The organism is Parahalioglobus pacificus (assembly GCF_014652275.1).
In the GTDB taxonomy this organism is placed as follows: Bacteria; Pseudomonadota; Gammaproteobacteria; order Pseudomonadales; family Halieaceae; genus Parahalioglobus; species Parahalioglobus pacificus.
Window position 1 is genome coordinate 490498 of the sequence record NZ_BMYM01000002.1, and the last position, 25833, is coordinate 516330.

Sequence of the window (25833 nt, forward strand, 5' to 3'; positions counted from 1 at the left end):
CGCACTGAGGACCTCCCATGAGCCAGACCCCTACGGAACTGAAGTACGCCAGCAGCCATGAATGGGCTCGGCTGGAAGAAGATGGCACCGTCACTATCGGGATTACCGACCACGCGCAGGAAGCCCTGGGCGATGTGGTATTTGTGGAATTGCCTGGCGTGGGTGACACCCTGGCCGCCGGCGACGACGCGGGGGTTGTTGAGTCGGTGAAAGCGGCATCCGATATCTATGCGCCTGTCGGCGGCGAAGTGATTGCCACCAATGAGCAGCTTGAGGATGAGCCCGAAACGGTGAACTCTGATCCGTACAACGACGGCTGGTTCTTCCGCCTCAAGCCCACCGATACCGGCGAGCTCGATAAGCTGATGGACGCCGACGCCTACACGGCGCAGTGTGCCGACGAGTAAGACTCGCGCTAGCGGTGTAACAGCGCCTCACGCATGCACGCAGAACTTCCTGACCTGATACTACGCAAGGGCGCTGACCGGCGCCTTCGCGCCGGGCACCTGTGGGTTTTTTCCAACGAAGTTGATACCGAACGCAGCCCTCTCTCGGCGTTCAGTGCCGGTGATCCCGTGGTGGTGCGAGGCACCGACGGGCGCGTCTTGGGCAGCGCGTACGTCGAGCCCAATGCACTGATTTGTGCTCGCCTGTATGCCCCCAATCAAATGGTGGCGCCGGACGCGGGCTTGTTTAGTAACTCGTTGGGGGCCGCATTAGAGGCTCGACAACAGTTTTTCGACGCGCCGTTTTATCGTCTGGTCTACGGCGACAGCGATCTCTTGCCGGGTTTGGTGGTGGATCGATTTGGCGATTACCTGGTGTGCCAGTTCAACAACGCGGGTATCGAGCGGTATCAAGCGCAGGTGATAGATGCCCTTGTGTCGCAGCTTTCACCCGAGGGTGTGCTGTTGCGTTCCGACAGCCGAAATCGCAGGGAGCAGGGTCTCGAGGACCGAATAGAAACGGTTTTCGGCGACGTACCTGCTGCGGTGCCGCTGGAGGAAAATGGGGTGCGCTTTGAGGCACCTGTGAAGGGCGGCCAAAAAACCGGATGGTTTTATGACCACCGTCTTAATCGCGCTCGATTGCAGGCCTTTTCCCGCGGCGCCCGGGTGCTGGATGTCTACAGCTATATCGGTGGCTGGGGCATACAGGCCGCCGCTGCCGGCGCCGATTCGGTGATCTGTGTCGACAGCTCCCAGGCTGCACTTGACGCCGTAGCAGGCAATGCTGCGCTTAACGGGGTGGGCGACCAGGTGTCTTGCGAGCAGGGACGCGCGGATGCGGTGATGCAGGCGCTGGCCGCTGCTGGCGAACAATTCGACATTGTGGTGCTGGATCCGCCTGCCTTCGTGCAGCGACGCAAGGACCTTAAGAAGGGTATCGCAGCCTATCGCCGAATCAACGAGCTTGGGTTGCGGCTACTGCGCCCCGGCGGCCTGCTTGTTGCAGGATCCTGCTCCATGCATATGCCTCGCCTTGAGCTCAACGCCGCACTGCAGGGGGCTGCTCGTCGCTCGGCGTGTGAGTTGCGCATTGTTGAGCAGGGCGGACAGGGGCCGGACCACCCGATTCACCCAGCGATTCCGGAAACGGAGTACCTTAAGGCAGTATTTGCCAGGCGCATGAACTAGCGCAGCGAGATCACCGGCCAGTCCCGGCTTTGGGCAATTTGGCGCAAGCGATCATCAGGGTCTACCGCGACCGGGTGCTCAACGGCCTCTAGCAGGGGCAAATCGTTGTGGGAATCGCTGTAGAAATAGGCGCCTTCCAGACTGTCATCACGCGATGCCAGCCACTGCATCAGTCGCGTGACCTTGCCCTCTTGAAAGGTCGGTATTCCTGCAGGCTCCCCGGTATAGATACCGTCGAGTTGCTCACCTTCACAGGCCAGTAAATTGTCGATGCCCAGCGCATCAGCAATGGGTCGGGTGATGAAAGCATTGGTCGCTGTGATAATCAGCAGGGTATCGCCTTGCCGGCGGTGGCGCTCTATCAGGTCTGCCGCAGCGGGCAAGAATATGGGGGCAATTTTCTCGCGCATGAATTCCTGGTGCCACTGGGCCAGCGATTCTGGCGTTTTGCCGGCCAGTGGTGACAGGGCAAAGCGCAGATAAGCATCGATATCGAGGTCGCCAGTTTGGTAGTCGGCGTAGAATTGCTCGTTCTGCCGGGCAAAAGCGTCGCTATCTACCCGCCCGGTTTCGCACAGGAATACGCCCCAGAGATGGTCGCTGTCGCCACCAATCAGGGTGTTGTCCAAATCAAATATCGCCAGTGCCATGGGCCAGTGAGCTTTTAGGAACGGGAGCGAAGCATAGCGACTGACAGTCTATGACTCAATTTCTCAGCCCCGGCAAAGTGTGGAACAATAGGCGGCTCGAGTTTCATCAGGGTTCCCCGCGTGATTGATAAGGATGGTTTTCGCGCCAATGTGGGCATCATGGTCGCTAATGACCATGGGCAGCTGCTGTGGGCCCGCCGGGTGGGCGGTAAGGATGCCTGGCAGTTCCCACAGGGCGGTATCAATCGCGGGGAGTCTCCACGCGACGCGCTCTATCGGGAGCTGGAAGAAGAGATCGGCCTTACCGCGGATGCCGTTGAAGTGCTTGCAACCACACGTGGCTGGCTGCACTATCGATTGCCAAAGCGTTACGTGCGCAAGGGCCAGAAGCCACTGTGCATTGGCCAGAAGCAGAAGTGGTTCCTGCTGCGACTCACGAGCGATGAGGCTGCGATCAAGCTGGATCTCAACGATACGCCCGAGTTCGACCATTGGCGCTGGGTCAGTTACTGGTACCCCCTGAATCAGGTGATCCCGTTCAAGCGGGAGGTCTATCGGCGCGCTATGAAAGAACTGGCACCACCGCTGGGCCGCCTCGTGGATAAGTTGGACGGGGGCTAGGCCGATGCTCGAAACCCTGCGTGTCATTGTCCAGGAGGTCAACGCCGCCGAAAGTTTGGATCGGGCGCTGGACATTATTGTGCGCAGGGTTCGCGATGCCATGGACACGCAGGTGTGCAGTGTTTATATGCGCGACCCTGTGTCAGGCCGCTTGGTGTTTCGAGCCACCGAAGGCTTAAATGCAGATCAGGTAGGCATCGCCAGTTTGGCGGACGGCGAGGGCTTGGTTGGTCTGGTGGCTGAGCGCGAGGAGCCGGTTAATCTCGATAACGCACCCAGCCACCCCAGTTTTCAGTTTCTCGACGACATCGGTGAAGAGCCCTTTGACGCGTTTCTGGGCGTCCCGATTATTCACCAGCGCGTGGTACTGGGTGTGCTGGTTGTGCAGCAGGCACAGCGCCGCCGCTTCGATGAAAGCGATGAAGCGTTTCTTGTCACCATGTCGGCCCAGCTGGCGGGTGTTATTGCTCATGCCCAAGTGTCCGGTACGGTGCAGACCGATGCCGGCGCGGGCGACCCGCCCAGCTCGGTAAAGGTTACTGGCGTACCGGGTGCTCCCGGGGTGGCCATCGGCACGGCGGTGGTGGTGTCGCCCGTGGCGGACTTGTATGCAGTGCCTACTCGCAAGGCTGAGAGCCGGCGGCAGGAGCTGCGCAGTTTCAAACATGCGCTTGAATGTGTGCGCCGAGACATCCACACCGTCTCTGAAAACCTGAAAGACGAACTCAGCGCCGAGGACCATGCCCTGTTTGATGTGTATCTGGGCATTCTCGACGACTCTGCCATTGGCGGTGAGGTGGCCAGCAAGATCAAAGCCGGCGAATGGGCGCAGGGTGCGCTCAGCCAGGTGATGATTCAGCACATTCGCCACTTTGAGCGCATGGAGCACAGTTACCTGCGCGAGCGGGCCGTGGATGTGAAAGACCTCGGCACGCGAGTGCTGTCCTATCTGCAGGCCGAGGAGCGCGAGGAACGCGAATTCCCGCCGCAAACGGTGCTGGTGAGTGAGGAACTGACCGCGTCTGCACTGGGCGAAATCCCACGGGAGAATCTGGTGGGTCTGATCTCCGTGCGCGGCTCTGGCAATTCCCATGTGGCGATCCTGGCCCGCGCCATGGGTATACCGACGGTGATGGGTGCAGTGGATCTGCCCTACACCCGGGTTCAGGATATGACCGTTGTTGTGGATGGCTACAACGGGGTGGTGCGCCTCAACCCGCGTACTGATGTGCTTGATCGTTATCAGGAACTGGTCGATCAGGACCTGGCTACGAATCGCGATCTTGAAAGCCTGCGTGACAAGCCCTGTGAAACCCTGGACGGCTTCAGGCTGCCCCTGTGGGTAAACACCGGGCTGATGGCCGATGTGACCCGCTCTCTGGAGCAGGGCGCCGAGGGCGTTGGCCTGTATCGTACCGAAGTCCCGTTTTTGTTGCGCGAGCGCTTCCCCAGTGAAGAAGAGCAACGACAAATCTACCGTAACCAGTTGGAAGCCTTTGCACCCCGGCCGGTGACTATGCGTACCCTGGATGTGGGCGGTGACAAGGCTTTGCCCTATTTCCCGATCGAAGAAGATAACCCCTTCCTCGGTTGGCGAGGTATTCGTGTCACTCTGGATCATCCGGAGATTTTCCTGTCGCAGGTGCGTGCCATGCTCAAGGCCAATGATGGCTTGGACAACCTGCGGATCATGTTGCCCATGGTCAGCAATGTTTCTGAACTGGACGAGGCCTTGTCGCTGATACATCGCTGTCACCGCGAGGTACAGCAGGAGGGCGTCAGTTCAGCCTTACCGCCGATTGGCGTCATGGTGGAGGTTCCCGCCGCGGTTTATCAGGCGCGCGCATTGGCGCGGCGTGTCGATTTTCTGTCCGTCGGCAGTAACGACCTGACGCAATACTTGCTTGCCGTTGATCGCAATAATTCCCGAGTGGCAGATCTTTACCACTCTTTCCATCCCGCTGTTCTGCAGGCCCTCCACCATGTGGCAGCTGCGGCGAGAGGTGAAGGCAAACAGGTGAGTATCTGCGGCGAGCTGGCGGGCGATCCGCTGGCTGCGGTGCTGTTGTTGGCCATGGGCTACGACGTGCTTTCCATGAATGCCACCAGTCTTCCTCGCGTTAAGAAGGCGCTGCGCAGCGTTAATCGCACCGAGTCTGCGGCGCTGCTCGAAGAGATCATGGCGCTGGAAGACGGCAACGCGATTCATCGGCGCCTGGAGTCGGCATTGGTCCAGCGTGGGCTGGAGCAGCTGATTCACGTTCCGGTCGCCTGATTTACTTTCCCAGCATCCCCTTTTCTTCTTGCCTTGGTAAGAGGCTCCTCTGGCCCGACGCCGGTATCGCCGGCGCCTGATCGGTGGCCCTCCGGGCTACCCTCACTTAGTCGCGAGCCCTGCGGTCTCCCTTCATGCGTTCGGCACGCGATCTGATGCGGCTGCCTGGCGATTCCCCCGCCGGTCCGGAGTTTGGAGTGTGCTGTGCGAGACGAGGCAGCGCCCAAGTGCTGGGGGCTCTCCGATAACAGCGTCAGCGGCGCTTCTGACTCCTAGCTGCATAAGACTGTCGCCGAGGAAGTGGAAAGGGAGAGCGTAGCGCGTCAAGGCTCTCGACCGATCGAGGGCAGCGCGCAGCGCCGATAGTCAGGCGGGGAGTCACAAGGGGTGCTGACGCGGCCAAGGTGATTATCGTAATTCACTGGCCCCACCGAGGTATCGCCGGCTCAGCGATCACAGAGGAAGGGTCTCCTTAACCACTCCGGTCGTATGGCCCTTAGCATCGAAGCTGGTTTCGCGAAACGCCACCGACGTCAGCGAACGCACAATGGTCGTGGTGCAACGTGTGCCATAAGAACCGGCAGAGATGAACTGTGCGGAAAGCTGTTGATCCATCTCGCCGGTAAGACCCTGGCGGTGCAGTTCTTCGGGTTTGGCGAGCTCAGTGCCGCCGACAACCTTGGCGAGCGAATCCCACGGGAGTGGCTGCTGGCCGTCCAGTTGTGGCATCAGCTTTGCCAGTTCCTGCTTGCCCAACTCGACCTTGGGCCATGGCACATCCAGGTTGGCATTGCTCAGGCCATAAATGCCCGGCGCAAGCTGTTTGGGTGTGCGGTCCTGGCTATTCAGGAACCACAGCTGGTCTCCCGATCCCAGCAGCAGATTGAAACCTGCGTAGTCGTCGGCCCGAGTTGCGATTTGCGCCAGATAGTCCTCAGCGGGCTTGGCGCCAGTCAGAAAGTCCAGTGTGAGCTCTCCGCGAGAACGCGGCGCCGGCGCCGTGCGTGAGGGGTCCTGTACGTTGGTGATGGCGGCAAAGCGGCCGCTGCCAGTAATGCCCATCCAAGTGCCCCCGGCTTGCTGGTCTCTGCCCGCAAGTAGGTTTGGGCGGTCTGGCCAGAAGCTGGCGGGGGCAGTAGGGCGCGCGTGGAACTCGTCGCGGTTAGCCGCAACTACCAGCGGCAATTCGGCACTGACGCGATGTGCGAAGATCACCAGACACATAGAAAAAGGCTCCACAGGGTTGCGGTTGATTGTGCATGACTCGCCGGTCGCTGATAATAGCTAACTGATGGCCCACGCCGGCTTTTCATCCGCCAACAACTTAGCCAGATACAGGTATTATTTCTTTGCTGCCCTATCCCGATATTGATCCCGTTGCGGTCAGCCTAGGACCCGTGCAGGTGCATTGGTATGGGCTTACTTACCTCGGAGGCCTTGCCTTTGCGTGGTGGTTCGCCAGGCTCCGTGCCTCCAAGCCCGGTGCAGTGATGGCCCGCGAACAGGTGGATGACCTGATCTTCTATGCCGCAATAGGCATCATTGTGGGCGGGCGTATCGGTTATGCGTTCTTCTACGGCTGGGACCAACTGGTGGCAGACCCAAGCTGGCTACTGCGGGTCTGGCAGGGTGGCATGGCCTTCCACGGTGGTCTGCTTGGCGTTATTGCGGCTATGTATCTTTTCGCCAGGCGGCACGGTATCGCCTTTGGTGCGATGCTGGATTTCATTGCGCCATTGGCGCCTGTAGGTTTGGGCCTCGGACGGCTGGGTAACTTCATCGGTCAGGAGCTCTGGGGGCGCGCCACGGATGTGCCCTGGGCAATGGTGTTTCCCAAAGACCCGCTGCAGTTGGCACGCCACCCCTCCCAGCTGTACCAATTCGCCCTTGAGGGCGTTTTGCTGTTTGCCGTGCTGTATTGGTTTACGGCGCGGCCGCGTCCGACCTGGTCTGCGGCGGGCGTGTTTGCGGTCGGTTATGGCTGCGTACGGTTTTTCGTCGAATTCTTCCGCGAGCCCGATGCTCACCTGGGCTTCCAGGCCTTTGGCTGGATGACCCGTGGCCAGATGCTGTGCCTACCCATGATAGCGGTGGGCGTTCTTATGATCGTCTATGCGTACAAACAACAGGGCTCGCGCCCAACTCCGGAGAAACAAGCTTCATGAAACAGTACCTCGATTTGCTGCAGGACGTTCTGGATAACGGCATCGAGAAGGGCGATCGCACCGGCACTGGCACGCGATCGGTGTTTGCCCGCCAGTACCGACACGATCTGGCAGATGGCTTCCCCCTGCTCACAACCAAGCGGCTGCATTTTAAGAGTATTGCCAATGAGCTGATCTGGTTCCTCAATGGCGATACCAATACGCGCTGGCTCAAGGAAAATGGTGTCAGCATCTGGGACGAATGGGCCACTGAGGAGGGCGATCTGGGGCCAATCTATGGCGCACAGTGGACCGCTTGGCCAACGCGCGATGGCGATACCATCAACCAGATTGACTATGTGGTTAATTGCCTGAAGAACAACCCCGACAGCCGCCGCATCCTCTTTCATGGCTGGAATGTGGAGTACCTGCCTGACGAGAGCATTAGCCCGCAAGAGAATGTGAAGGCGGGCCGGATGGCGCTACCACCCTGCCACCTGCTTTACCAGTTCTATGTGGCGAATGGTCGGCTGTCTGCCCAGCTGATGATTCGCTCCAGCGATACCTTCCTTGGCCTGCCTTACAACACAGCGAGTCTCGCACTGCTGGTACATATGCTGGCGCAGCAGTGTGGCCTGAAGCCCGGGGAAATCGTGATCAGTACCGGAGATACCCATATCTATAGCAACCACATGGCGCAGGTGCGGGAGCAATTGTCCCGGGTGCCCCGGCAACTGCCAACGCTGGAAATCCTGCGTCGCCCGGACAGCATTTACGATTACCGTCTTGAAGACTTTGAAATCCAGGGCTACGACGCGCACTCGCATATTTCCGCGCCAGTAGCCGTTTGAGCGATCGGATATGCAGCTTTCATTGATCGTCGCGGCCGCTCGCAATGGGGTTATCGGCCGCAATAATGCACTGCCCTGGCACCTGCCCGAAGATCTCAAGTACTTTAAGCGGGTCACGATGGGTAAGCCCATTTTAATGGGCCGCAAAACCTTCGAGTCCATCGGCAGGGCGCTCCCAGGGCGCACAAACCTTGTGATCACTCGCAATAATGAGTGGCAAGCAGAGGGTGTGCAGGGCGTACGCAGCCTAGAAGCCGCACTATCGCTGGCCGAAGACATCGCCTTGATCGACGGCGTTGACGAGTTAATGGTGATTGGTGGGGCCCAGATTTACGCGGAGGCGCTTCCCCGGGCGGAGCGTATTTATCTCACGGAGGTGGATGCGGATGTGGAGGGTGATGCCTATTTGCCCGCAATTGATCGCTCAGCGTGGCGGGAAGTCTCCCGCGAGGTCCATGCGCCCTCGGAGACTAACCCGTATCCCTACAGTTTTGTGGTGCTGGATCGACGCTAGGCGGGTTCTTTGCCAGGCCTGAAACTGCAAGTGTTACTGTTTTCGCCCGTCTTCGATGTAACTGTAACCTTTCTTCACAAAGGCGGTGGCGCTCAGCCTTTGGGTTAACGGGGGGTTGGAATCCGACGCGCATATGGTTTAAATTCGCCTCCTCGGTTTGTCGACTCGCAGTTTTCCACCTATATAAGTAAGTACCGAGTCTCTTTTAATTTCAGCTCTCAATTACTCTGTCGGATACAGGAAGCACTATTCCCATGACTATGTATCGTATGAAGAAAGTGTTGTTTGCTGCGCTGGTCACCTCCGTTGGTATGGTGGGTGTGGCCCAGGGCAACAACCTCGAATCAGTCCTCAAAGTTGCCGAGGATAAAAACGCGGCTGCACGCCAGTCTCAGGCCAAGGTTGATCGCCTTGCTGATGAGACCCGTGACCTGCTCAGCGACTACAAGACTGTGGTCAAGCAGGTAGACGGCCTGAAAGTCTACAATGCGCGTTTGCAACGCCAGATCGATAACCAGCTGCAGCGGATTGCCAACATCGATGGTTCCATCGAGCAGGTAACCGTTATTCAGCGCCAGATGACGCCGCTGATCATCCGCATGGTGGATGGCCTGGAGCAATTTGTCTCTCTCGACATGCCGTTCCGTACAGATGAGCGTATGGCCCGTGTCGCGTTCCTGCGCACCAACCTTGATCGCGCAGATGTAACGGTTGCTGAAAAGTTCCGTCAGGTACTCGAGGCATACAACATCGAGCTGCAGTATGGCCGCGGCATCGACTCCTACTCTGACACCGTCGACCTCGATGGCACGCCCACCGAAGTGGACTTCCTGCGAATCGGTCGAATTGCACTGCTGTACCAGTCAAAAGACGGTGAGCGCTCAGGCGCTTGGGATAAGGAAGCAGGTGCCTGGGTTCCCCTCAGCGCCGGCGACTACAACACCGCTATCCGCAAGGGCATTCGCATTGCCAAGAAGCAAGCCACGATTGATCTGCTGAACATTCCAGTAGCTGCTCCGGAGTCAAACTAATGTTGATTAAAAATATTACTCGTCTGATTGCCGCGGCTGCTGGTGCCGCCGTACTCTCGACCAACGTTGCGTTGGCGCAAGACGGTGACGCACCGGCTCGTGACCTGAATCAGCTGTTGGACTTTGTTAAGCAAGGCCAAGTGACCGAAGCACGTGAGAACCGTGCCCGCGAGCAGCGCTTTACACAGAACAAGGCCAACCAGCAGGCAGAATTGCGCAGCGCTGAAGCTGAGCGCACCCGTCAGGAGCAGCTCAGTGCCCAGCTGGAAAACACCTTCGAAGAAAATGAGCTGGTCATCACGGCTAAGCAAGCTCAGCTTGTAGAGCGCCTGGGCGCCCTGTCCGAGCTGTTCGGTCACCTGACAGCAGCGTCTGGCGACCTCGCATCGAACATTGAAGTGTCGCTGGCTTCTGCCCAGTACCCGGATCGTGAAGTGTTCCTGAAAGACCTGATCGAAAAGATGAGCGGATCTGACACGCTGCCCAGCGTTGATGAAATCGAGCGCGTTTGGTACGAGCTGCTGCGCGAAGTAACCGAAACAGGTCGCGTTGTTGCTTTCGACGCTGAAGTTGCTACTCCCTCCGGTGAGCTGGCCCAGCGCAGTGTTGTGCGTGTAGGTGCGTTCAACATTGTTGATGCCGACGGCAACTACCTGACCTACAACAACGGAAGCCTGAGCGAGCTGCCCCGTCAGCCCTCTGGCAACTACACTGGCTGGGCATCTAGCCTGGCATCAGCCACTTCCGGCCTCCACACCTTCGGTGTAGATCCCACTGGCCCCACTGGCGGTTCCTTCCTGGCGGCGATCATCGATAGCCCGACTCTGGAAGAGCGCTGGCATCAGGGTGGTTACGTTGGCTACGGTATTACCGCGGTTGGTGTATTCGCCTTCATCCTGGCTATCTACCGTCTGATCGTACTGTCTGCTGTTGGCGCGAAAGTGAACTCTCAGATGAAGAGCGACAAGGCCAACGACAACAACCCGCTGGGCCGCGTACTCAAGGTTGCAGAAGACAATCCGAACATGGACTCCGAAACACTGGAGCTCAAGCTGTCGGAAGGTATTCTGAAGGAGACTCCGAAGATCGAGAGCGGCCTGACATTGCTCAAGATCATCGCAGCGGTGGCTCCGCTGATGGGTCTGCTGGGCACGGTGACCGGAATGATCATCACCTTCCAGGCCATCACCATCTTCGGTGCAGGCGATCCCAAGGCAATGGCCGGCGGTATCTCCAGCGCTCTGGTAACCACGGTTCTGGGTCTGCTGGTTGCGATCCCGACGGTACTGCTGCACACCTTTGTGAATGGTCGCGCTCAGCGCATCATCCACATCCTGCAGGAGCAGACCACCGGTATGATTGCAGAGCACACAGAGTCTAGTCTGAGGAGCTAACATGCAGTGGCTCATGAATGCCAGCGAAGCACTGTCCAGCTTTATGGATCTGGGCGGGAATGTGCTTTGGCTGATCGCGATACTGCTGTTCTTCATGTGGATGCTGCTCTTTGAGCGCGTCTGGTACTTCCGCGTAGGCTGGAAGTCTGATGTGAGCGGAATCATCGCCAAGTGGGAAGGGCGCTCAGAGCGTAAGTCCTGGGAGGCCCATCAGGTTCGCGAGATGATGATTTCCCAGGCGCGCATGCAGATTAACCAGAATCTGCCGGTGATTAAGACACTCGTTGCGCTATGCCCTCTGCTGGGCCTGCTTGGCACGGTGACCGGTATGATCGAGGTGTTCAACGTGATGGCAGTGACCGGTGGCGGTGACGCCAAGTCCATGGCGGGTGGCGTATCACGCGCCACTATTCCGACAATGGCGGGAATGGTTGCTGCGATCTCTGGCGTATTTGCCAATACCTATGTGACACGGATTGCCCAGCGAGAAAGCGTCTTTCTCGAAGACAACCTGACCACAGATCACTAAAGGCTGTAGAACGCGATGCGCAAGTTTAAGAACAAGGGAGACGGTGAAGAGGCTGAAATCGATCTTACGCCCATGCTGGACGTGGTCTTTATCATGCTGATCTTCTTCATCGTCGTCGCTTCCTTCATCAAGGAAGCCGGTATCGAGGTCAACCGCCCGGACAACACCAATTCAGACCCGTCTGACGCCACCAGCATCCTGATCAGGATTGCCGGCGACAATCAGGTCTGGATGGAGAATCGCCGGGTAGATGTTCGCTCAGTGCGGGCTAACGTGCAGCGACTGCTGGCGGAAGACCCTGACCAACCGGTTACCATTAAGACAGAGACAGGTGCGGAAATGGGCGTCTTCATCGAAGTAGCCGACGCCGCACGTGAAGCAGGGGCCAGCGTTACCTGGCCCGACAGTGAACAGTAATAGAGAGCGCTACCTATGAGTGATCGAGGGGTTAGCCGCACCGCCAACGATTCGGAAGAGAATCAGATTGACCTGACGCCCATGCTGGACGTCGTGTTCATCATGCTGATCTTCTTCATTGTTACCTCGTCCTTCGTGAAGGAGCCCGGGGTGGAACTACTGAAGCCACAGGCGGTCACAACAGAACAGTGTACGCGTGGAACCATCATTTTCGCGGTCGATGATCGCGGTGATATCCACTACAACAAGAACAAGATTCCCCTAGAACGGGCGGCTTTTCTGGCTGAAGCAGCCAAAAAAGAGGCTCCTCAGGCGGAGCTTGTTATTCAGGTGGATCAGAAGTCTGATTCCTCAAGGGTTCTGGAACTCTCCCGGGAGCTGATGGAAACCATGGGCACGTTGCCGTGTATTTCGACGGATGAGGAGTAACAAGTCCAATGCGTAACAGCCCGTTTAGACTCTTAATCTCAGCGCTGCTCGCGGTGCCCGTAGCACTGGGCCTGTTCATGGTGATGAATGCGCTGATCGACAGTGACTTCGAGCAGGATGAGCTGAAGAGCCGCAAGATTGCAGACATCGTCACGCCGGAAGAAACGATCGAAACCAATGTGAAGGAACAGAAGCCTGAGAAGGTAGAGGATCCCGAACAGCCCCCACCCGAAATGCAGCCTCTGGATTTCGACATGGACATGGATACGAACGTGGCGAATATTGCACCGACCACGGGCGTCGATATTTCGATCAGCAGCTCCGGTATGTCATCTGGCGATGGTGAGTATCTGCCTATTGTGAAGGTGGCGCCGATTTATCCCCGCCGTGCACAGACGCGGGGTATCACCGGCTACTGCATCGTGGAGTACACCGTGACTCGTACCGGTTCAATCCGTGATCCCAAACCGGTGGATTGTCAGCCCTCAGGTGTGTTTGAGAGTGCTTCCGTTAAGGCGTCTCTCAAGTTCAAGTACAAGCCCCGCGTCGTTGATGGTGAAGCCATCGAGGTGGCCGGTGTACAGAACAAATTCACCTACGAACTGGAACAGTAATCCGAGGTGGTATCTATGAAGCTCTCAAAAGCTACAGTCTGGACGCGCGCAGCCTTGTTTGCTGCGCCGGTACTGGCAGCGCAGGTTGCGCTGACGCAGGTGCAGGGTGAGTTAGGCATGACTGCCCTGGGTAGTGCGTTTGCCCAGAATGAGCAGGCCAAGCCGCAGCAGGAAACACGTCGCACACCCGCACTGCGTAACAAGGTCTACGAGAAGCTGGCCGAAGCACAGGCCGCCGCAGAAGAAAAAGACCTGAATACGGCACAGAAAGTGTTGGACGGCATGATTGCCGCAGGCGGCAAGAACGAGCTGAACAGCTACGAACTCGCCAATGTGTACAACCTGTACGCATTCATCTACTACTCGCGTGAAGATTACCCCAACGCACTGAAGTCGTATGAGAATGTAGTGGCGCAGCCCGACATTCCCCTGGCCATGGAAATCAATACTCGCTATACCATTGCTCAGCTGTACTTCGTGCAGGAACAGTGGAAGCAGGGCATTGACGCGCTGTTGAAGTGGTTCGAGATGACGCAGTCGCCCACCGAGTCTGCCTACGTATTGTTGGCACAGGGCTACTATCAGCTGAAGGATTACAACCGTTCGCTGGAGAACGTGGAAATCGCCATCAGCATGTACGAAGACAAGGGTAAGGTGCCCAAGGAGCAGTGGTACAACCTGGCGCGTTTCCTCTATTTCGAAAAGAACGATGTGAACTCAACGGTTGATACCCTGGAAGAGCTGCTGAAGCACTACCCGAAGAAGCAGTACTGGGTGCAACTGTCTCACATGTATGGCGAGCAGAAGAAAGAGGGTCTGCAGTTGGCCGCCATGGAAACAGCCTATGTTCAGGACATGCTTGATAAGGGCAGTGAGCAAGTCACGATGGCTTATCTCTACCTGAATGGCGAGGTGCCTTATAAGGCCGCCACCGTGCTGGATCAGGGCATCAGGGACGGCTCTGTGGAGAAGACCTCAAAGAACTACGAAGTTCTGGGTAACGCCTGGCGTCAGGCTCAGGAGATCGATAAAGCCATTCCCGCGATGGAAGAGGCTGCATCGCGCTCTGACTCTGGTGAGCTCTACGCTCGTCTGGGCAACGTCTACCTTGACGGCGACCAGAATCGCAAAGCTGTGGAGGCCATTAACAAAGGCCTGCAACGCGGCGGAGTGAAGCGTCCTGATACCGCGCGTTTGGTGTTGGGCATGGCGTACTTTAACCTGAAGCAGTACGGCAAAGCGCGCGACGCATTCCAGGCAGCCGGTCGCGATAAACGTTCTTCGCAGTACGCATCACAGTGGATGGCCTACATGGACTCCGAATTGGAGCGTCAGCGCAAGCTCGCCGAAGACGTTTAATCAATCTTCGCTGGGGCCTGCTACACAGTCCCATAAAAAAAGGGAGCACTGAGTGCTCCCTTTTTTGTATTCGGGTTATCTGAAACGTGTCAGACAGCCACCACATTTTCGGCCTGGGGACCTTTCTGGCCGGTTGTTACGGTGAATTCAACCTTCTGGCCATCCGCCAGAGTTTTGAAACCATCGCCTTGAATGGCACTGAAGTGAACAAAGACGTCTGGGCCGTCTTCTTGCTCGATGAAACCAAAGCCCTTGGTTTCATTGAACCATTTCACGGTACCGGTGACTGTAGACATAGACTTTTTACCTGTATAGCTGTCCCTACGCGCCAACCATGGCACATGGGAGTTTGAGTTTATTTATGCTGAACGTACCGATGAACTTGCAGGAACTTCGACCGCTGTCATAAACACCACTGGAAACCCAGCACTTTCAGTGTATCACCGCGCTTTCAGGGCGCTATGACAGCACAACAAAATAGTTTGGCAATATTTGGGCTTTTGTCGCCGCTCAATCCCGTTATAACGGCGCCCGCGCTGCGCCGATCAGCCCCGGTCTGGGGTGAGTGATCACGTGTATGGGTACGGCCGAGAGCTGCTGTTGTAGAGCGCCTTTGGCACTAAAGCGTTGCAGGAACTGTTCGCTCTCCAGTGCCCTCAATAGCTTGGGCGCGATGCCCCCTGCCAGATACAGTCCGCCGAAGGCGCCGGTGGCAAGTACAAAATCGCCACAGATTGAGCCAAGCAGGGCGCAGAACTGGCTAACCACATCGGTGCAGAGTTTGTCCTCACCATAAGCTGCGCTGATCGCTTCGGGCTCTCTTGCTGGGCAGGCGCACCCTTCCTGTTCTGCCATCGTTTGATGCAAGCGCACCAGGCCTGGACCGCTGAGCAGGAGCTCGGCGTAGATGTCCGGGTAGTGTTTGAGTAAGGCGCCGAAGAGTTCAAGCTCCTGCGAATTGGCCGGCGCCAGAGAACTCATGCCCGGTTCCGCAGGTCGTACCTGCCATTGGCCAGCACTATCGAAAGCGGCGGTGGCGCCCCCTAGGCCAGTGCCCGGCCCTATCACGGCAAGCGGCGCATTGTCTGTGGGTTCCCCTGCGTTAAGAGTGACAGTGTCACTATCACTCAGGCCCGGCAGGGCGTGAGCATTTGCAGCGAAGTCGTTCAGCCAAAGGCACTGATGCAACGACAGGTCGCGACAGAACTGGCTCCGCGAAAAACGCCAGTCGATGTTGATCATCGCAATCTGGTCACCGGTTAGGGGCGCTGCAATTGCCAGGCAGGCGCGCTGGCAGTCGATGCCGTGCTGGGCTTTCCAGGTCTTTATCAAGGCCTCGAGGCTTGGGTGATGGCGGTTGAGAAAATCCTGTTGGGCAACAAAGTGTGCGGTGCCCTCGTCATACAGCGCCAGTCGGGTGTTGGTGCCGCCAACATCTGCAACGATGCGCAAGCGAGCGCCGCTCACGAGACGGGCAGGATTTTCAGGATGTTGGTAGAGCCCGGGCGGCCCATGACCTCGCCCTTGGTCAGCAGAATTGAGTCGCCTTTACTGAGGTAGTTGTCATCCCGCAGAAACTCGATGGCTCGCGCTTCAACCGCATCGTGATCAAAGGCGGAGGCGTCGAAGTACAGGGGGACCACGCCGCGGCACAGGCTCAGCTTTTGTAAGGTCTTGCTGTTATGACTTAGCGCGAATATGGGCAGACCTGAGCTGAGGCGTGACATTAGCAGAGGGGTGGTGCCTGATTCCGTAAGGCAGGCAATGCCCCTGACGTTGCTGTAGTGGTTGGCGGCATAAATTGCCGACAGTGCAATGGTTTCTTGCGCGGTAGTGAACTGCTTATCCAGGCGATAGCGCGACGTGCGCGCTACAGGGTGACGCTCGGCGCCCATGGCGGCATCTGCCATAGCCACCACAACGGCAACCGGGTAATCGCCGACCGCTGTTTCTGCCGACAGCATCACTGCATCGGTCCCATCCAGCACCGCATTGGCTACATCGAATACCTCAGCACGGGTTGGCATGGAATTGTTGATCATCGATTCCATCATCTGCGTTGCCGTAATGACAACGCGGTCCTTGCGTCTGGCTCTGGAGATAAGGTCTTTCTGGATGCCTATGAGCTCGGCGTCGCCTACCTCAACACCCAGGTCGCCCCGTGCCACCATGACGCCAGTTGAGGCTTCGAGTATGCCGTCCAGGATATCGGTGTCGGCGACCACTTCTGCCCGTTCTATTTTGGCGATGATGGCCGGTGTCAGCGACTGCTGTGCCAGTAGATTTTTCGCGTGCTCAATATCTTCGGTGCTGGAAACAAAGGAGACGGCAACAAAGTCTGGATTGATAGCAGGGAAGCCGGCGATATCGGCCATGTCTTTTTCGGTGAGTGCGGGTGCTGCAAGGCCACCGCCGAGTCGATTAATGCCTTTTCGTGAACCTAGCTTGCCACCCACTGCCACGGTACAGTCAGCGCCGCGCGGTTCCACATCGTCGACGCGTAGTCGAATCCGGCCGTCGTCCAGCAACAGGGTATCGCCGGGCTCAATGGAGTCGATCAGTGCCGGAAAATCCAGATTCACGCCGCGCGCGTTGCCACTATCTGGCGGCACATCGAGATCCAGTCGAAACCTGTCACCCTCGGCCAATTGCACAGCACCCTCTTTGAAGCTGCTGATACGTATTTTGGGTCCCTGAAGATCTGCCAGTATGCCGACATAACGGCCAGCCAGCTGGGCCTGCTTGCGAATGCGCTTCGCTACCGTAGCGTGCTGTTCGATACTCCCGTGGCTGAAATTGAGCCGGAATACGTTCACGCCCGCTTCGATCAGGCGGGCAATCATGTCCTCGGACTCGCTGGCGGGGCCGACGGTGGCCACGATTTTTGTACGTCGGTTGACGCGCTTGTTCATTTGGCAGCGTCTCCGTACGCAATGGCGAGTGAAGTGCGTGCCGCTTTCGGCAGTCCTTTGACGACTAGTCGGTAGGAGTTATCTATCATGCGTTCCACTTCACTGTTGGGGATGGACCCGTCCAGCACTACGGTATTCCAGTGCCGTTTATTCATATGGTAGCCGGGTAATACGGCCGGAAAGATATCCCGCAGTATCAGCGCTTCTTCCGGGTCACACTTGAGATTCATTCTGGCGGGCTTACCCACAGCTTCGCTCAAGGTGGCGAACATCTTACCGCGTATTTTTATCACCAGAACATCGGGCCCGAACGGGATGTCTTCCTTGGCTTCAGGCTTGCCGATGAGGTAGCTACGCGCGCTGTCGTAGTTCATTGCTGCGCTGGGGGTTGATCAATGAATTGCCGGGTGAGGTCCGGAAAATCGGTGAAGGCGCCGTCCACTTTTAACTGTACGAACAGGATGTTGTGCAGCGCGTCGATAGTATCGATCCCTGGAGGCAGTTGGTCTTGGCGAATGGTGTAAGGGTGAACCACCAGGCCCCGCGCGTGGGCGCGTTCCACCAGGTCGGTCGTTCGTGCTTTCCCGTTGTCGTCCCGCCCCAGGTACAGCTGCATGATCCAGGGTCCAATGCCGTCTGCATAGGTAGCGATGTCGTCCAGTCCGCTATCGCTGCGCAAGGCGTCGTAGTCGACGTTACTGTCTTCACCCCAGTCGTTCTCTGCAATCAGCTGTATCAGCGGCAGGTCTGTCTTGCTCTTGAGTGATCGCAGCGTCGCATCGTCAAAGCATTGCAGGAACACTTGTTCAGATAGTGCGGCATACCCTGTCCTCTCCAGGACTGAAAGTATGGCGGCTGCCATATCCTGGCCTTCCCGGAGGTGAAAGTTCGGCGCTTTCAGTTCGATGTACAGACCAGTCCGGCGTTCTCTGCTGGCGTCCAGTCCGGCGATCAGAAGAATTTCCTCTTCCAGCGTAGGAACTGGCAGGAAAGGGACTTGCAGGGGATAGCGGTCGGGATAAACGGCGCGGCGCTGATTACCCGCCTCACGGTTGGTGCGCTCGTGCGCACTCAGTTGCTTGATCTCTGCCAGTGAAAAGTCGATGGCGTAGTAGCGACCATCGGCTCTGGCTCGCTCGGGAAATACCTGCTCCACGTCGGTGGTGGATTCCAGGTAGATATCATGCAAGACGATAGGCACCCCGTCAGCAGTCAGCACCACATCCTGCTCGATGTAGTCGGCGCCCATGGCGTGCGCCAGGGCCTTTGCAGCCAATGTGTGTTCGGGGAGATAACCACTGGCACCGCGGTGAGCGATGACCAGTGGTTGTGCTTTAAGCGACATGGAGAAAGTGCACCCTATTAGCGCCAGCAGAATCAGCTGTGTTGGCAAGGTGCACTTCATGTCTCATACGCTGTTAGGGAAGGGCCGCAACCCAGCTGTTGTTCTCGAACCACTTCTTGCGAATCTTCGCCAGGATGCCGACCTTTCCATAGGCGTCCAGGTAGTTGTCTACCAGGTTGCGAAACTCGGGGTCGCCGGATTTTACAGCGATGCCAACAGGCTCAATGGTCAGCGGCTTGTCCAGAGTCACAAAGCCAGCATCGGGGTAGCGCAGAACCGTCAATACGCACACGGGCATATCAGCGACCATGCCGTCTACGGTGCCTTCGTTGATCATCTTAATGCCTTCCTCGTAGGTATTGAGCTCGACCAGTGTTGCCTCGGGGGCTGCAGTGGTAACGAAGTCAGAGGAGGTAGAGTTCTTCAGGGCCGCCAGCTTGAGGTCCTTGCGGTTGAACTGGTCTGCCTCTGAAACTTTTGCCAAGACACTGTTCTTGGTGAGTATGGACTTGCCCGACATCATGTAGGGGCCGACAAACGACACGTACTCCGCGCGCTGCGGCGTGATTGCCATGCCGGAAATCACGATATCGACTTCATCGTTTTCCAGTGCTTCAAGCAGTTTCCCGAAGGGGTAGCGCTTCAGCTCTGGCTTGACCTTCATGGCGCCGGCCAGTGCAACGCCCAGATCGACGTCAAAGCCCATTGGCACGCCTTCGCGGTTTACCACGTTGAAAGGTGGCTGGTCGCCGGACATCCCGATACGCAGCGTCTTGAAGTCGATAACGCGCTGTAGAGTGTCGCCGGCTATGGCGCCAGCAGGTAGCAGGCTGCTGCTAATCAGCGCGAGACCCAATGCCAGCGCTTTGATGAGATTTGTCATGTGGGTGCCTCCAGGGCAGTGTCTGTGTTGGAACGGATGCTGTTTGCGTTTGAGTGTAGTGGTTAGGCGGTGCGATAGCCAAAAACTTTTGGCACACTGCGCGGCGGAAAAGAGGGATTAGCCGTGATCAGCGCTTTTGAATCTATAAGAATTTCTACACCGGATGTCGCCGAAGCATCGAGGCAGTTGGCAATTCTGCTGGGTGCCCCGGCCGTGGGCGAGGCGGGTAATCTGTTCCTCCTTCAAAACACAGCTATTGACCTGGTGGCGGGCGATGGCGGCGATAGCGTGATCACCTCTCTGGCAATGTTGGCCGATAAGCCCCAGGAAAGGCTCCCGCCCTTTGCGCAGCGGCATCACTCAGTGATGGCGACGTCGGAACTTGATGCTTTCCGCACTGATTCAGATGCTGTCAGCCAGTTGGCGGTGGATCATGTGGTGGTTCAGGTGCGCGACGCTGATGCGGCCATAGCGCTATACCGGGACACGCTGGGCATTCGTCTGGCATTGGATAAGGAAGTACCCCAGTGGGGCGGCCGTATGCTGTTCTTCCGCGCTGGCAAGATGACGCTGGAGGTGATTGCAAACCCTGAAAAGGGCCCCGCGGAGCCCAGCTTCTGGGGCATTGCACTGCAATGTCCCGATTTAGAGGCAACGGCTGCGCGTTTACAGTCGGCGCGGGTTGAACTGTCGGAAATCAGGGACGGTCGCAAACCCGGTACCCGGGTCGCGACCCTAAAGAGCCACTGCCTTGGATTGCCGACCTTGTTGATTCAGCCGGCGGCTTCCACTACGTGACGCAGTGCTTGGCGTAGTCTGCCGCCTCACTGGCGCTCCAGTCGCCTTTGTCTTTCTTTTCCAATTCGCCACACCATGCCTCGGAGCCAATGGTGGTGGAATCCAACACACAGTGCTTGGCGAACACTTTGCCGTCGTCGAGGGTTAACTCGGTCATGGGCTTTTCTTTCATTTCCTCGCACCAGGCCTCACTGCCGGGCTCTACACTGCAAGCGCCGAGGGCTAGTACGGCTAAGAGGGCAATCATTACTCGCATGGGTTTGCCCCTGTTATTTTTGTAATCGTCTGAGTATGGCACTCTTATTCGCACTGGCAAATACGCGGCCCGGCGATTGCGCTATGCTTCTGCTGCACACAATACGGAGTGACCTATGCGAACATTGTGGTTGGTGACTGCTATGGCTATCGGGCTGGCGGCCTGTGCCAGCACCCAGTTTGATATCCCGGCCATTTCGCCGCCCGGCAAGGGCGAGGCACTGCCGGGAAAAATTGTTTGGCATGACCTGATATCCGACACACCCCAGCAGACCCGCGAGTTTTATGGCGAGCTCTTTGGCTGGGAGTTTGATGATCTGGCCATCGTGGGCGCCAACTATGCCCTGATTCGTCACCGCGGCCGGGTCATTGGCGGACTGGTAGACCAGAACCGCTTGCCCGCCACCGCAGACATCTCCCAGTGGGTGGTTGCCTTGTCGGTCGCTGACGCAGAGCGTGCGGCGTCGACGGTAGAAGACGCGGGCGGAACCGTCTTTACGCCGCCAACATCCCTTGGCGACAGAGGCATTATCAGCGTTGTTGCAGATCCACAGGGTGCGGTTCTGGCTTTGCTGCAAACCGACGGCGAAGATCCGGCGGATCGCTCCACCCGAGTGGGCGATGGCGAGTTCCTCTGGAACGAGATGTGGTCCAGCGATGCCGACGCCTCCGTGGCGTTTTACCAAAAGTTGGCCAGCTTTCAGATGGAGGAATTGACGGCCCAGGGTGTGTCCGCGCCGGTGGATTACCACGTGTTGAGTAGTCAGGGTTCTCCGCGCATGGGCATTCGTCAGCGCCCCGCCGATGATGTGCCACCCGTGTGGATCAGCTATTTGCGGGTTGCGGACGAGGCTGCCCTACGTGACAAGGTGAGTCGCGTGCCTGCGCTGGGCGGTGAGGTCCTGGTGCCGGTTACGCAGCGTCCCGGTGGTGGTTTTTTGGCGGTGATCGCTGGTCCCTCGGGCGCGGGAATTGCCCTGCAAACATGGCCAGAACAGGGCAAGCCGCGCCGTGTCAGCCAGCTAACAGTTCAACAGGGAGGTGAGTCATGAGAGTTCTGCAACGACTACGCTGGGTTTTGCTGGCTATAGTGATGCTGTCCTTGAGTGGCTGCAGCGACCCCCATGTATACGGCAGCATTGGCGTATCGTCGGGCTATGGCAGCTACGGAGGTTGGGGCTCGGGTGTGCACACCAGCATCTCAGTGGGTGGGCGCATTCGCTGAATCAGCCCAACCAGCGGACACCTAAAAATTACTCAATAAAAAAGGGGGCATTGCCCCCTTTTTTGGTCTGCCTCTAGCGCTTATCGCTTCAACTGCGCCTTTATGGTTTTGCTGGTCGTGTCGCTATACGGCGGCAACATGCCGCCCAACTTGGCGACATTGACGCCGGTTTGGCGATACACAGATTTTGCATGGCTGAAGGTTTTGAAGCCCTCCAGTCCGTGGTAATTGCCCATGCCGCTGGGGCCAATGCCACCGAAGGGAAGGTCTTCCTGCATGATGTGCATGATGACGTCGTTCACACACACACCGCCGGAGGTGGTGCGGGTAATCATGGCTTCTTCCTCGGCCTTGTCCTCGCCAAAGTAGTAGGCTGCCAGCGGACGCGGCTTGGCATTGATGTAGCTGATCGTCTCTTCGAAATCGCGATAGGTGCGAATCGGCAGGATAGGACCAAACATCTCCTCTTCCATCAGTGCCAGGTCTTCCGCGGGCTCTGGTACCAGCGTGGGCGGAATCTTGAAACCACCGTTTTGGGCGCTAAAGTCTTCGTTGCCCGGGTTAATCGGGATCACGGTTTGGCCGCGCTGTTCGGCTTCCTCAAGGTAGCCGTTCAGCCGCTGGTAGTGGCGTTCATTGACCACGGAGGTGTACTGGTCGTTGTCCAGCAGGGTGGGGTACATCTCCCCGACAGCCTTTTGCGCGGCCTCAATAACTTCGTTCAGTTTTTCCTCGGGCACCAGCAGGTAATCCGGAGCCAGACAGATCTGACCGGCGTTCATCGTCTTGCCCAGCATGATGCGCTGCACAGATTTTTCTATATCAGCGCTGCGAGAAATGATCACGGGCGACTTGCCACCCAGTTCCAGGGTTACCGGCACCAGGTTGCGCGAGGCGGCCGCCATGATGTGGCGGGCGATGCCGGTGGCGCCAGTGAAAATCATGTGGTCAAAGGGAAGCCCGGAGAAGGCTTGCCCAACTTCCGGACCTCCCGGGAAGACCGTCGCTTCCGAGGGGTCGAAGCCATCAGCGATCATTTCCTGGATCACTGCGGAGGTTGCGGGGGTGAACTCGGAAGGCTTGATCATGGTGCGGTTGCCCGCGGCCAGGATGCCTGCCATGGGCTGAAACACCATAGCAATCGGGAAGTTCCAGGGTGCTACGATGCCAACCACGCCCTTGGGTTGGTACTCAATGCGAGAGCGGCCCCCTAGCAGGTTCAGAGGGAAGACGGTGGGGCGCTTCTCTGCCTTCATCCAGCCTTTCAGGTGTTTTTTGGCATGCTTCATGGCACCGATAGAGCCGATGACATCGGTCAGCATATTGACTTCGCGGGGCCGGCAGGTGAAATCTTCATTCAGGGCATCGCTGACCCGATCGCTGTAGCGCACGAGCACGTCGATGGCGCGGTCGATGCGGTCGATGCGTGTCTGCGCGGTCACTACTCCCTCCTGTAAGTAGCTCTCCCTCTGGGCGGCCAGGGCTTCCTGCATCTTGATCTCGGCATCGGATTCCATACCGACTTGCTGTGGTGCGTTCATACGCTCGCTCCTGTTACTGTTATTGATCGCTGTTGCACATGTAGCAAGCCAGTATAGGGGTGCATTGCGCAGAATTTAACCGAATGTAAGGGTTATATCTGGCCATGTCGTAAGACTGACAAGCATCGGCGCAGTGATTCATCCCGAGCTATTGGAAAAATTTCGGGAAATTGCTAGAACTCTCCCATGGAACTCAACAACACAGAAAACGATCCGCGGACGCCCAGCCCGCCCTATGGCTACTCACGTGAGTGTCATTTCAGCCGCGAGAAGCAGGTGCATATCGTGGCGGAATACCATGCACATAAGATTCGACCCAGCCGTATTGCCTACCGTGTGGGCATCGATATCGCCCTGATCGAAGCCCTGATTGCAGGCGAAGAGGAGCCAAAGCTGTTCCCCAAACTGGTTGCCTACTACCGCAAGCAGCGTTACCAGCAGCGCCTGTCGGATTCATCCCGGCGCCAGGGCGTTTCCCGCTATGAGTTGGAGCAGAAGATAGAGCGGGATTTTCGGCGCGAAACCGACTTATAATGGAGTATCGGCGGCTGTAATGTCGCCGTGTGGCCAAGAGGGCCTGGCGATGGCAAGAATAATAAAACCCTCATCGGCGATCATCGGTTTTGGTATCCGCGAGGGAATGCTCACGCTGGTCGACAAGATCTTGCGTAGGCCCTCTCGGGCCCGCCAAGTACTTTCATACGTCCGTCAAAATGTCACACCGAACGACCCCGGCGCGCTGCTAGCAGCCATGGACCGTTTCGCTCGCGATCAACGATTTCTGATGAACGTGGGCGATGTCAAAGGCCGCATCCTTCTTGATCAGTTGCGGGCCTCTGGCGCGGGCAATGTACTCGAGCTGGGCACCTATTGTGGTTACTCCGCTATTTTGATGGCCAGCCAACTCAAGGATGGCGGCCATGTGGACTCCCTGGAACTCAATGCCGACAACGCGGCGGTCGCCCGCGAGCTGATTGAATACGCGGGACTTACAGACAAAGTCACGGTGCACGAGGGCGCCGCGGCAGCCTTGATTCCGACTCTAACTAAAACGTACCAGATGGTTTTTATCGACCACTGGAAAGATCAGTACCTGCCCGACCTTAAGGTGATTGAGGACAGCGGTGTAACCGTCGTCGGTAGCGTTATTGTGGCCGACAACGTGGGTATGTTTGACGCGGGGGGCTACCTCAGTCATGTGCGCGAATGTGGCCGCTACCAGAACAGCCACTACGACGCGCACATGGAGTACAGCGACACCATATACGATGCCATTGAGGTGTCTGTGGTAAAGGACTCCGCCTGAGTCAGTCCTTTTGCTGCCGGCTTTGGATGACTCCTGCCAGCCATTGCTCGCGCTGTTCCAACCTGGCAATACGCCCTTCGATCTGGGGCCGCTCATCCTCGGCAACTGTCTTCAGGTGAACCCGCTCCCGCTTTAGGCTCTGGCGCAGTTCTTCCTGTTGCAGCTTCAGTTCTTCCAGGCTTGCCGCTTCCTCTGCCTTATCGAAAATCTTGGCCTCCGGAGGCGGGGTGCTTACAGGTTCTGCCGTTAGTGGGCGTGCGGCCGGAATGAGCTTATCCGCAGTGGACTGCTGCCTCTGGTTCATCAGGCTGGGAGAGGCGATCTCGATGCCCGCTTCATGAAGCGATAACAGCAGCTTTTTACGCAGCAGTGAGCGCGCGCTGATGGGATGTTTCATTTCCGGCAGGAAGCCACACACGCGATAGCTCACCGCATGATCCAGCAATTCCTCGATCAGGACGAAGGGGTCCTCCAGCCCGGCCGCTTTGGCCGCCTCCAGCATGGGCGGCTCGGCCTCGCGAAAATCGAGGTCGTAGCCCAGCGACAGGCTGGCAGTAATGATGGTGCCCTCCCGGTGCAGCACCGTCACGGGGCCGTTGACCAGCATCAGATTGGGCAGCGTCGTGAAGTCGCTGGTTTCAGTTTGTATTTGGGTGTGAAGCAGTGAACGGCGTGTCACTCGCCCGAACGCATCGCCAACGCGCAGGTAGTCACCCGGGCGAAAGGGTTCTGTGGCCTGCAGCATGATGCCTGCCATGGCGTTGGCCACAAACGTGGTGGATGACAGGGCGATCACAGCGGTAATCACCACACCCAGCAATGACAGAATCTGTCCGCGGGTGTCGCTGCCCAGGGGTAATACAATAATGACCGCTACCACAGCCACGCCGATTATCAGCCACTGCACTAACTGATAACCCATGTTGGAACCGGCATCGGGTTTGCGCTTGGCCAGCCAGCGACCCAGGGCAATCAAAAGCGCGGCGATAACCAGCAGGCTGGTGGCTGGCCAGAGCGCGTCAAACAGTGCGAGCAATGTATTCACGGCGCTACGGGCACCTCAGCTGTGGTTTAATCGCAGCATAGCAGTTTCGATAGTACCG

At 57.7% G+C, this 25833-nt stretch carries 30 protein-coding genes; 19 read left to right on the forward strand and 11 right to left on the reverse strand.

All coding sequences use genetic code 11. The annotated features are described in order from the left end of the window. Nucleotides 1-17 precede the first annotated feature (17 nt). Nucleotides 18-407 (forward strand): glycine cleavage system protein GcvH, encoded by a 390-nt coding sequence (gcvH, locus tag IE089_RS10990; protein WP_189477861.1) that lies wholly within the window; start codon nt 18-20, stop codon nt 405-407. 33 nt (nt 408-440) lie between these two features. Further along, on the forward strand, nt 441-1637 hold the full coding sequence (locus IE089_RS10995; RefSeq protein ID WP_189477862.1) for a class I SAM-dependent rRNA methyltransferase: 1197 nt from the start codon (nt 441-443) through the stop codon (nt 1635-1637). Here the strand turns inward: IE089_RS10995 and IE089_RS11000 are convergent. Continuing rightward, nucleotides 1634-2287, reverse strand: coding sequence for a histidinol-phosphatase (locus tag IE089_RS11000; protein WP_189477863.1), 654 nt, complete (start codon nt 2285-2287; stop codon nt 1634-1636). The two genes, IE089_RS10995 and IE089_RS11000, sit on opposite strands and share 4 nt — an antisense overlap. 120 nt (nt 2288-2407) lie before the next feature. Here IE089_RS11000 and IE089_RS11005 point away from each other — a divergent pair, with 120 nt between their 5' ends. Further along, complete coding sequence (locus tag IE089_RS11005; RefSeq protein WP_189477864.1) at nt 2408-2908, forward strand: RNA pyrophosphohydrolase; 501 nt, start codon at nt 2408-2410, stop codon at nt 2906-2908. Between the two features lie 4 nt (nt 2909-2912). After that, a complete protein-coding gene (gene ptsP, locus IE089_RS11010; RefSeq protein WP_189477865.1) occupies nt 2913-5183 on the forward strand; it encodes a phosphoenolpyruvate--protein phosphotransferase in 2271 nt (756 codons plus the stop codon). Nucleotides 5184-5636: 453 nt separating this feature from the next. On the opposite strand, the gene IE089_RS11015 is transcribed toward ptsP, so the two are convergent. Further along, on the reverse strand, nt 5637-6407 hold the full coding sequence (locus IE089_RS11015) for an NRDE family protein (protein WP_189477866.1): 771 nt from the start codon (nt 6405-6407) through the stop codon (nt 5637-5639). Between the two features lie 125 nt (nt 6408-6532). Between IE089_RS11015 and lgt the strand changes: the two genes are divergently transcribed. From lgt to IE089_RS11065, 10 genes are all read left to right on the forward strand, one after another. Next, nucleotides 6533-7348 carry a prolipoprotein diacylglyceryl transferase gene (gene lgt / locus IE089_RS11020; RefSeq protein WP_189477867.1) on the forward strand — a complete coding sequence of 272 codons (816 nt, stop codon included), beginning with the start codon at nt 6533-6535 and terminating at the stop codon, nt 7346-7348. Further along, the gene (locus tag IE089_RS11025) at nt 7345-8178 is read left to right on the forward strand and encodes a thymidylate synthase (protein WP_189477868.1); all 834 of its coding nucleotides are present in this window, start codon (nt 7345-7347) and stop codon (nt 8176-8178) included. Before lgt ends, IE089_RS11025 begins: the two co-directional genes overlap by 4 nt. A gap of 10 nt (nt 8179-8188) precedes the next feature. Continuing rightward, entirely contained in the window at nt 8189-8692 is a 504-nt protein-coding gene (gene folA / locus IE089_RS11030) for a type 3 dihydrofolate reductase (protein ID WP_189477869.1), read from the forward strand. Nucleotides 8693-8946: 254 nt separating this feature from the next. Next, on the forward strand, nt 8947-9723 hold the full coding sequence (locus IE089_RS11035) for a DUF3450 domain-containing protein (RefSeq protein ID WP_189477870.1): 777 nt from the start codon (nt 8947-8949) through the stop codon (nt 9721-9723). Continuing rightward, nucleotides 9723-11117: a MotA/TolQ/ExbB proton channel family protein gene (locus tag IE089_RS11040; protein WP_189477871.1), complete on the forward strand. Its 1395-nt coding sequence runs from the start codon at nt 9723-9725 to the stop codon at nt 11115-11117. Before IE089_RS11035 ends, IE089_RS11040 begins: the two co-directional genes overlap by 1 nt. A gap of 1 nt (nt 11118) precedes the next feature. Beyond that, complete coding sequence (locus IE089_RS11045) at nt 11119-11646, forward strand: MotA/TolQ/ExbB proton channel family protein (protein ID WP_189477872.1); 528 nt, start codon at nt 11119-11121, stop codon at nt 11644-11646. A 15-nt stretch (nt 11647-11661) separates the two neighbouring features. Next, nucleotides 11662-12063 (forward strand): ExbD/TolR family protein, encoded by a 402-nt coding sequence (locus tag IE089_RS11050; RefSeq protein WP_189477873.1) that lies wholly within the window; start codon nt 11662-11664, stop codon nt 12061-12063. A 15-nt stretch (nt 12064-12078) separates the two neighbouring features. Further along, nucleotides 12079-12492: an ExbD/TolR family protein gene (locus IE089_RS11055; RefSeq protein ID WP_189477874.1), complete on the forward strand. Its 414-nt coding sequence runs from the start codon at nt 12079-12081 to the stop codon at nt 12490-12492. 8 nt (nt 12493-12500) lie between these two features. Continuing rightward, nucleotides 12501-13106 (forward strand): energy transducer TonB, encoded by a 606-nt coding sequence (locus IE089_RS11060; protein ID WP_189477875.1) that lies wholly within the window; start codon nt 12501-12503, stop codon nt 13104-13106. A gap of 15 nt (nt 13107-13121) precedes the next feature. Further along, nucleotides 13122-14465 carry a tetratricopeptide repeat protein gene (locus IE089_RS11065; protein ID WP_189477876.1) on the forward strand — a complete coding sequence of 448 codons (1344 nt, stop codon included), beginning with the start codon at nt 13122-13124 and terminating at the stop codon, nt 14463-14465. An 89-nt stretch (nt 14466-14554) separates the two neighbouring features. On the opposite strand, the gene cspE is transcribed toward IE089_RS11065, so the two are convergent. From cspE to IE089_RS11095, 6 genes are all read right to left on the reverse strand, one after another. Continuing rightward, the gene (gene cspE, locus IE089_RS11070) at nt 14555-14761 is read right to left on the reverse strand and encodes a transcription antiterminator/RNA stability regulator CspE (protein ID WP_189477877.1); all 207 of its coding nucleotides are present in this window, start codon (nt 14759-14761) and stop codon (nt 14555-14557) included. Nucleotides 14762-14984: 223 nt separating this feature from the next. After that, nucleotides 14985-15917 carry a glucokinase gene (glk, locus tag IE089_RS11075; RefSeq protein ID WP_189477878.1) on the reverse strand — a complete coding sequence of 311 codons (933 nt, stop codon included), beginning with the start codon at nt 15915-15917 and terminating at the stop codon, nt 14985-14987. Nucleotides 15918-15928: 11 nt separating this feature from the next. Then, nucleotides 15929-17377 carry a pyruvate kinase gene (gene pyk / locus IE089_RS11080; protein ID WP_189477879.1) on the reverse strand — a complete coding sequence of 483 codons (1449 nt, stop codon included), beginning with the start codon at nt 17375-17377 and terminating at the stop codon, nt 15929-15931. Continuing rightward, a complete protein-coding gene (locus tag IE089_RS11085) occupies nt 17374-17751 on the reverse strand; it encodes an MmcQ/YjbR family DNA-binding protein (RefSeq protein WP_189477880.1) in 378 nt (125 codons plus the stop codon). Before IE089_RS11085 ends, pyk begins: the two co-directional genes overlap by 4 nt. Continuing rightward, the gene (glpQ, locus tag IE089_RS11090; RefSeq protein ID WP_189477881.1) at nt 17748-18782 is read right to left on the reverse strand and encodes a glycerophosphodiester phosphodiesterase; all 1035 of its coding nucleotides are present in this window, start codon (nt 18780-18782) and stop codon (nt 17748-17750) included. Before glpQ ends, IE089_RS11085 begins: the two co-directional genes overlap by 4 nt. 13 nt (nt 18783-18795) lie before the next feature. Next, entirely contained in the window at nt 18796-19605 is an 810-nt protein-coding gene (locus IE089_RS11095; protein WP_189477882.1) for a transporter substrate-binding domain-containing protein, read from the reverse strand. Between the two features lie 123 nt (nt 19606-19728). Between IE089_RS11095 and IE089_RS11100 the strand changes: the two genes are divergently transcribed. Beyond that, nucleotides 19729-20403, forward strand: a complete 675-nt coding sequence (locus IE089_RS11100) for a VOC family protein (RefSeq protein WP_189477883.1) — start codon at nt 19729-19731, stop codon at nt 20401-20403. On the opposite strand, the gene IE089_RS11105 is transcribed toward IE089_RS11100, so the two are convergent. Continuing rightward, nucleotides 20396-20659 carry a DUF3012 domain-containing protein gene (locus IE089_RS11105; protein ID WP_189477884.1) on the reverse strand — a complete coding sequence of 88 codons (264 nt, stop codon included), beginning with the start codon at nt 20657-20659 and terminating at the stop codon, nt 20396-20398. The two genes, IE089_RS11100 and IE089_RS11105, sit on opposite strands and share 8 nt — an antisense overlap. Before the next feature lie 115 nt (nt 20660-20774). On the opposite strand from IE089_RS11105, the gene IE089_RS11110 reads away from it, so the two are divergent. Beyond that, entirely contained in the window at nt 20775-21710 is a 936-nt protein-coding gene (locus tag IE089_RS11110) for a VOC family protein (protein ID WP_189477885.1), read from the forward strand. Continuing rightward, nucleotides 21707-21883, forward strand: a complete 177-nt coding sequence (locus IE089_RS11115; protein ID WP_189477886.1) for a hypothetical protein — start codon at nt 21707-21709, stop codon at nt 21881-21883. The genes IE089_RS11110 and IE089_RS11115 overlap by 4 nt, the downstream gene beginning before the upstream one ends. Nucleotides 21884-21963: 80 nt before the next feature. On the opposite strand, the gene IE089_RS11120 is transcribed toward IE089_RS11115, so the two are convergent. Further along, nucleotides 21964-23424 carry a coniferyl aldehyde dehydrogenase gene (locus IE089_RS11120; protein WP_189477887.1) on the reverse strand — a complete coding sequence of 487 codons (1461 nt, stop codon included), beginning with the start codon at nt 23422-23424 and terminating at the stop codon, nt 21964-21966. A gap of 186 nt (nt 23425-23610) precedes the next feature. Here IE089_RS11120 and IE089_RS11125 point away from each other — a divergent pair, with 186 nt between their 5' ends. Both IE089_RS11125 and IE089_RS11130 read left to right on the forward strand, forming a co-directional pair. Then, nucleotides 23611-23958: a hypothetical protein gene (locus tag IE089_RS11125; protein WP_189477888.1), complete on the forward strand. Its 348-nt coding sequence runs from the start codon at nt 23611-23613 to the stop codon at nt 23956-23958. Between the two features lie 49 nt (nt 23959-24007). Then, nucleotides 24008-24730: an O-methyltransferase gene (locus tag IE089_RS11130; protein WP_189477889.1), complete on the forward strand. Its 723-nt coding sequence runs from the start codon at nt 24008-24010 to the stop codon at nt 24728-24730. 1 nt (nt 24731) lies between these two features. Here the strand turns inward: IE089_RS11130 and IE089_RS11135 are convergent, their stop codons facing one another. Further along, nucleotides 24732-25775 (reverse strand): mechanosensitive ion channel domain-containing protein, encoded by a 1044-nt coding sequence (locus tag IE089_RS11135; protein WP_189477890.1) that lies wholly within the window; start codon nt 25773-25775, stop codon nt 24732-24734. Nucleotides 25776-25833 lie beyond the last annotated feature (58 nt).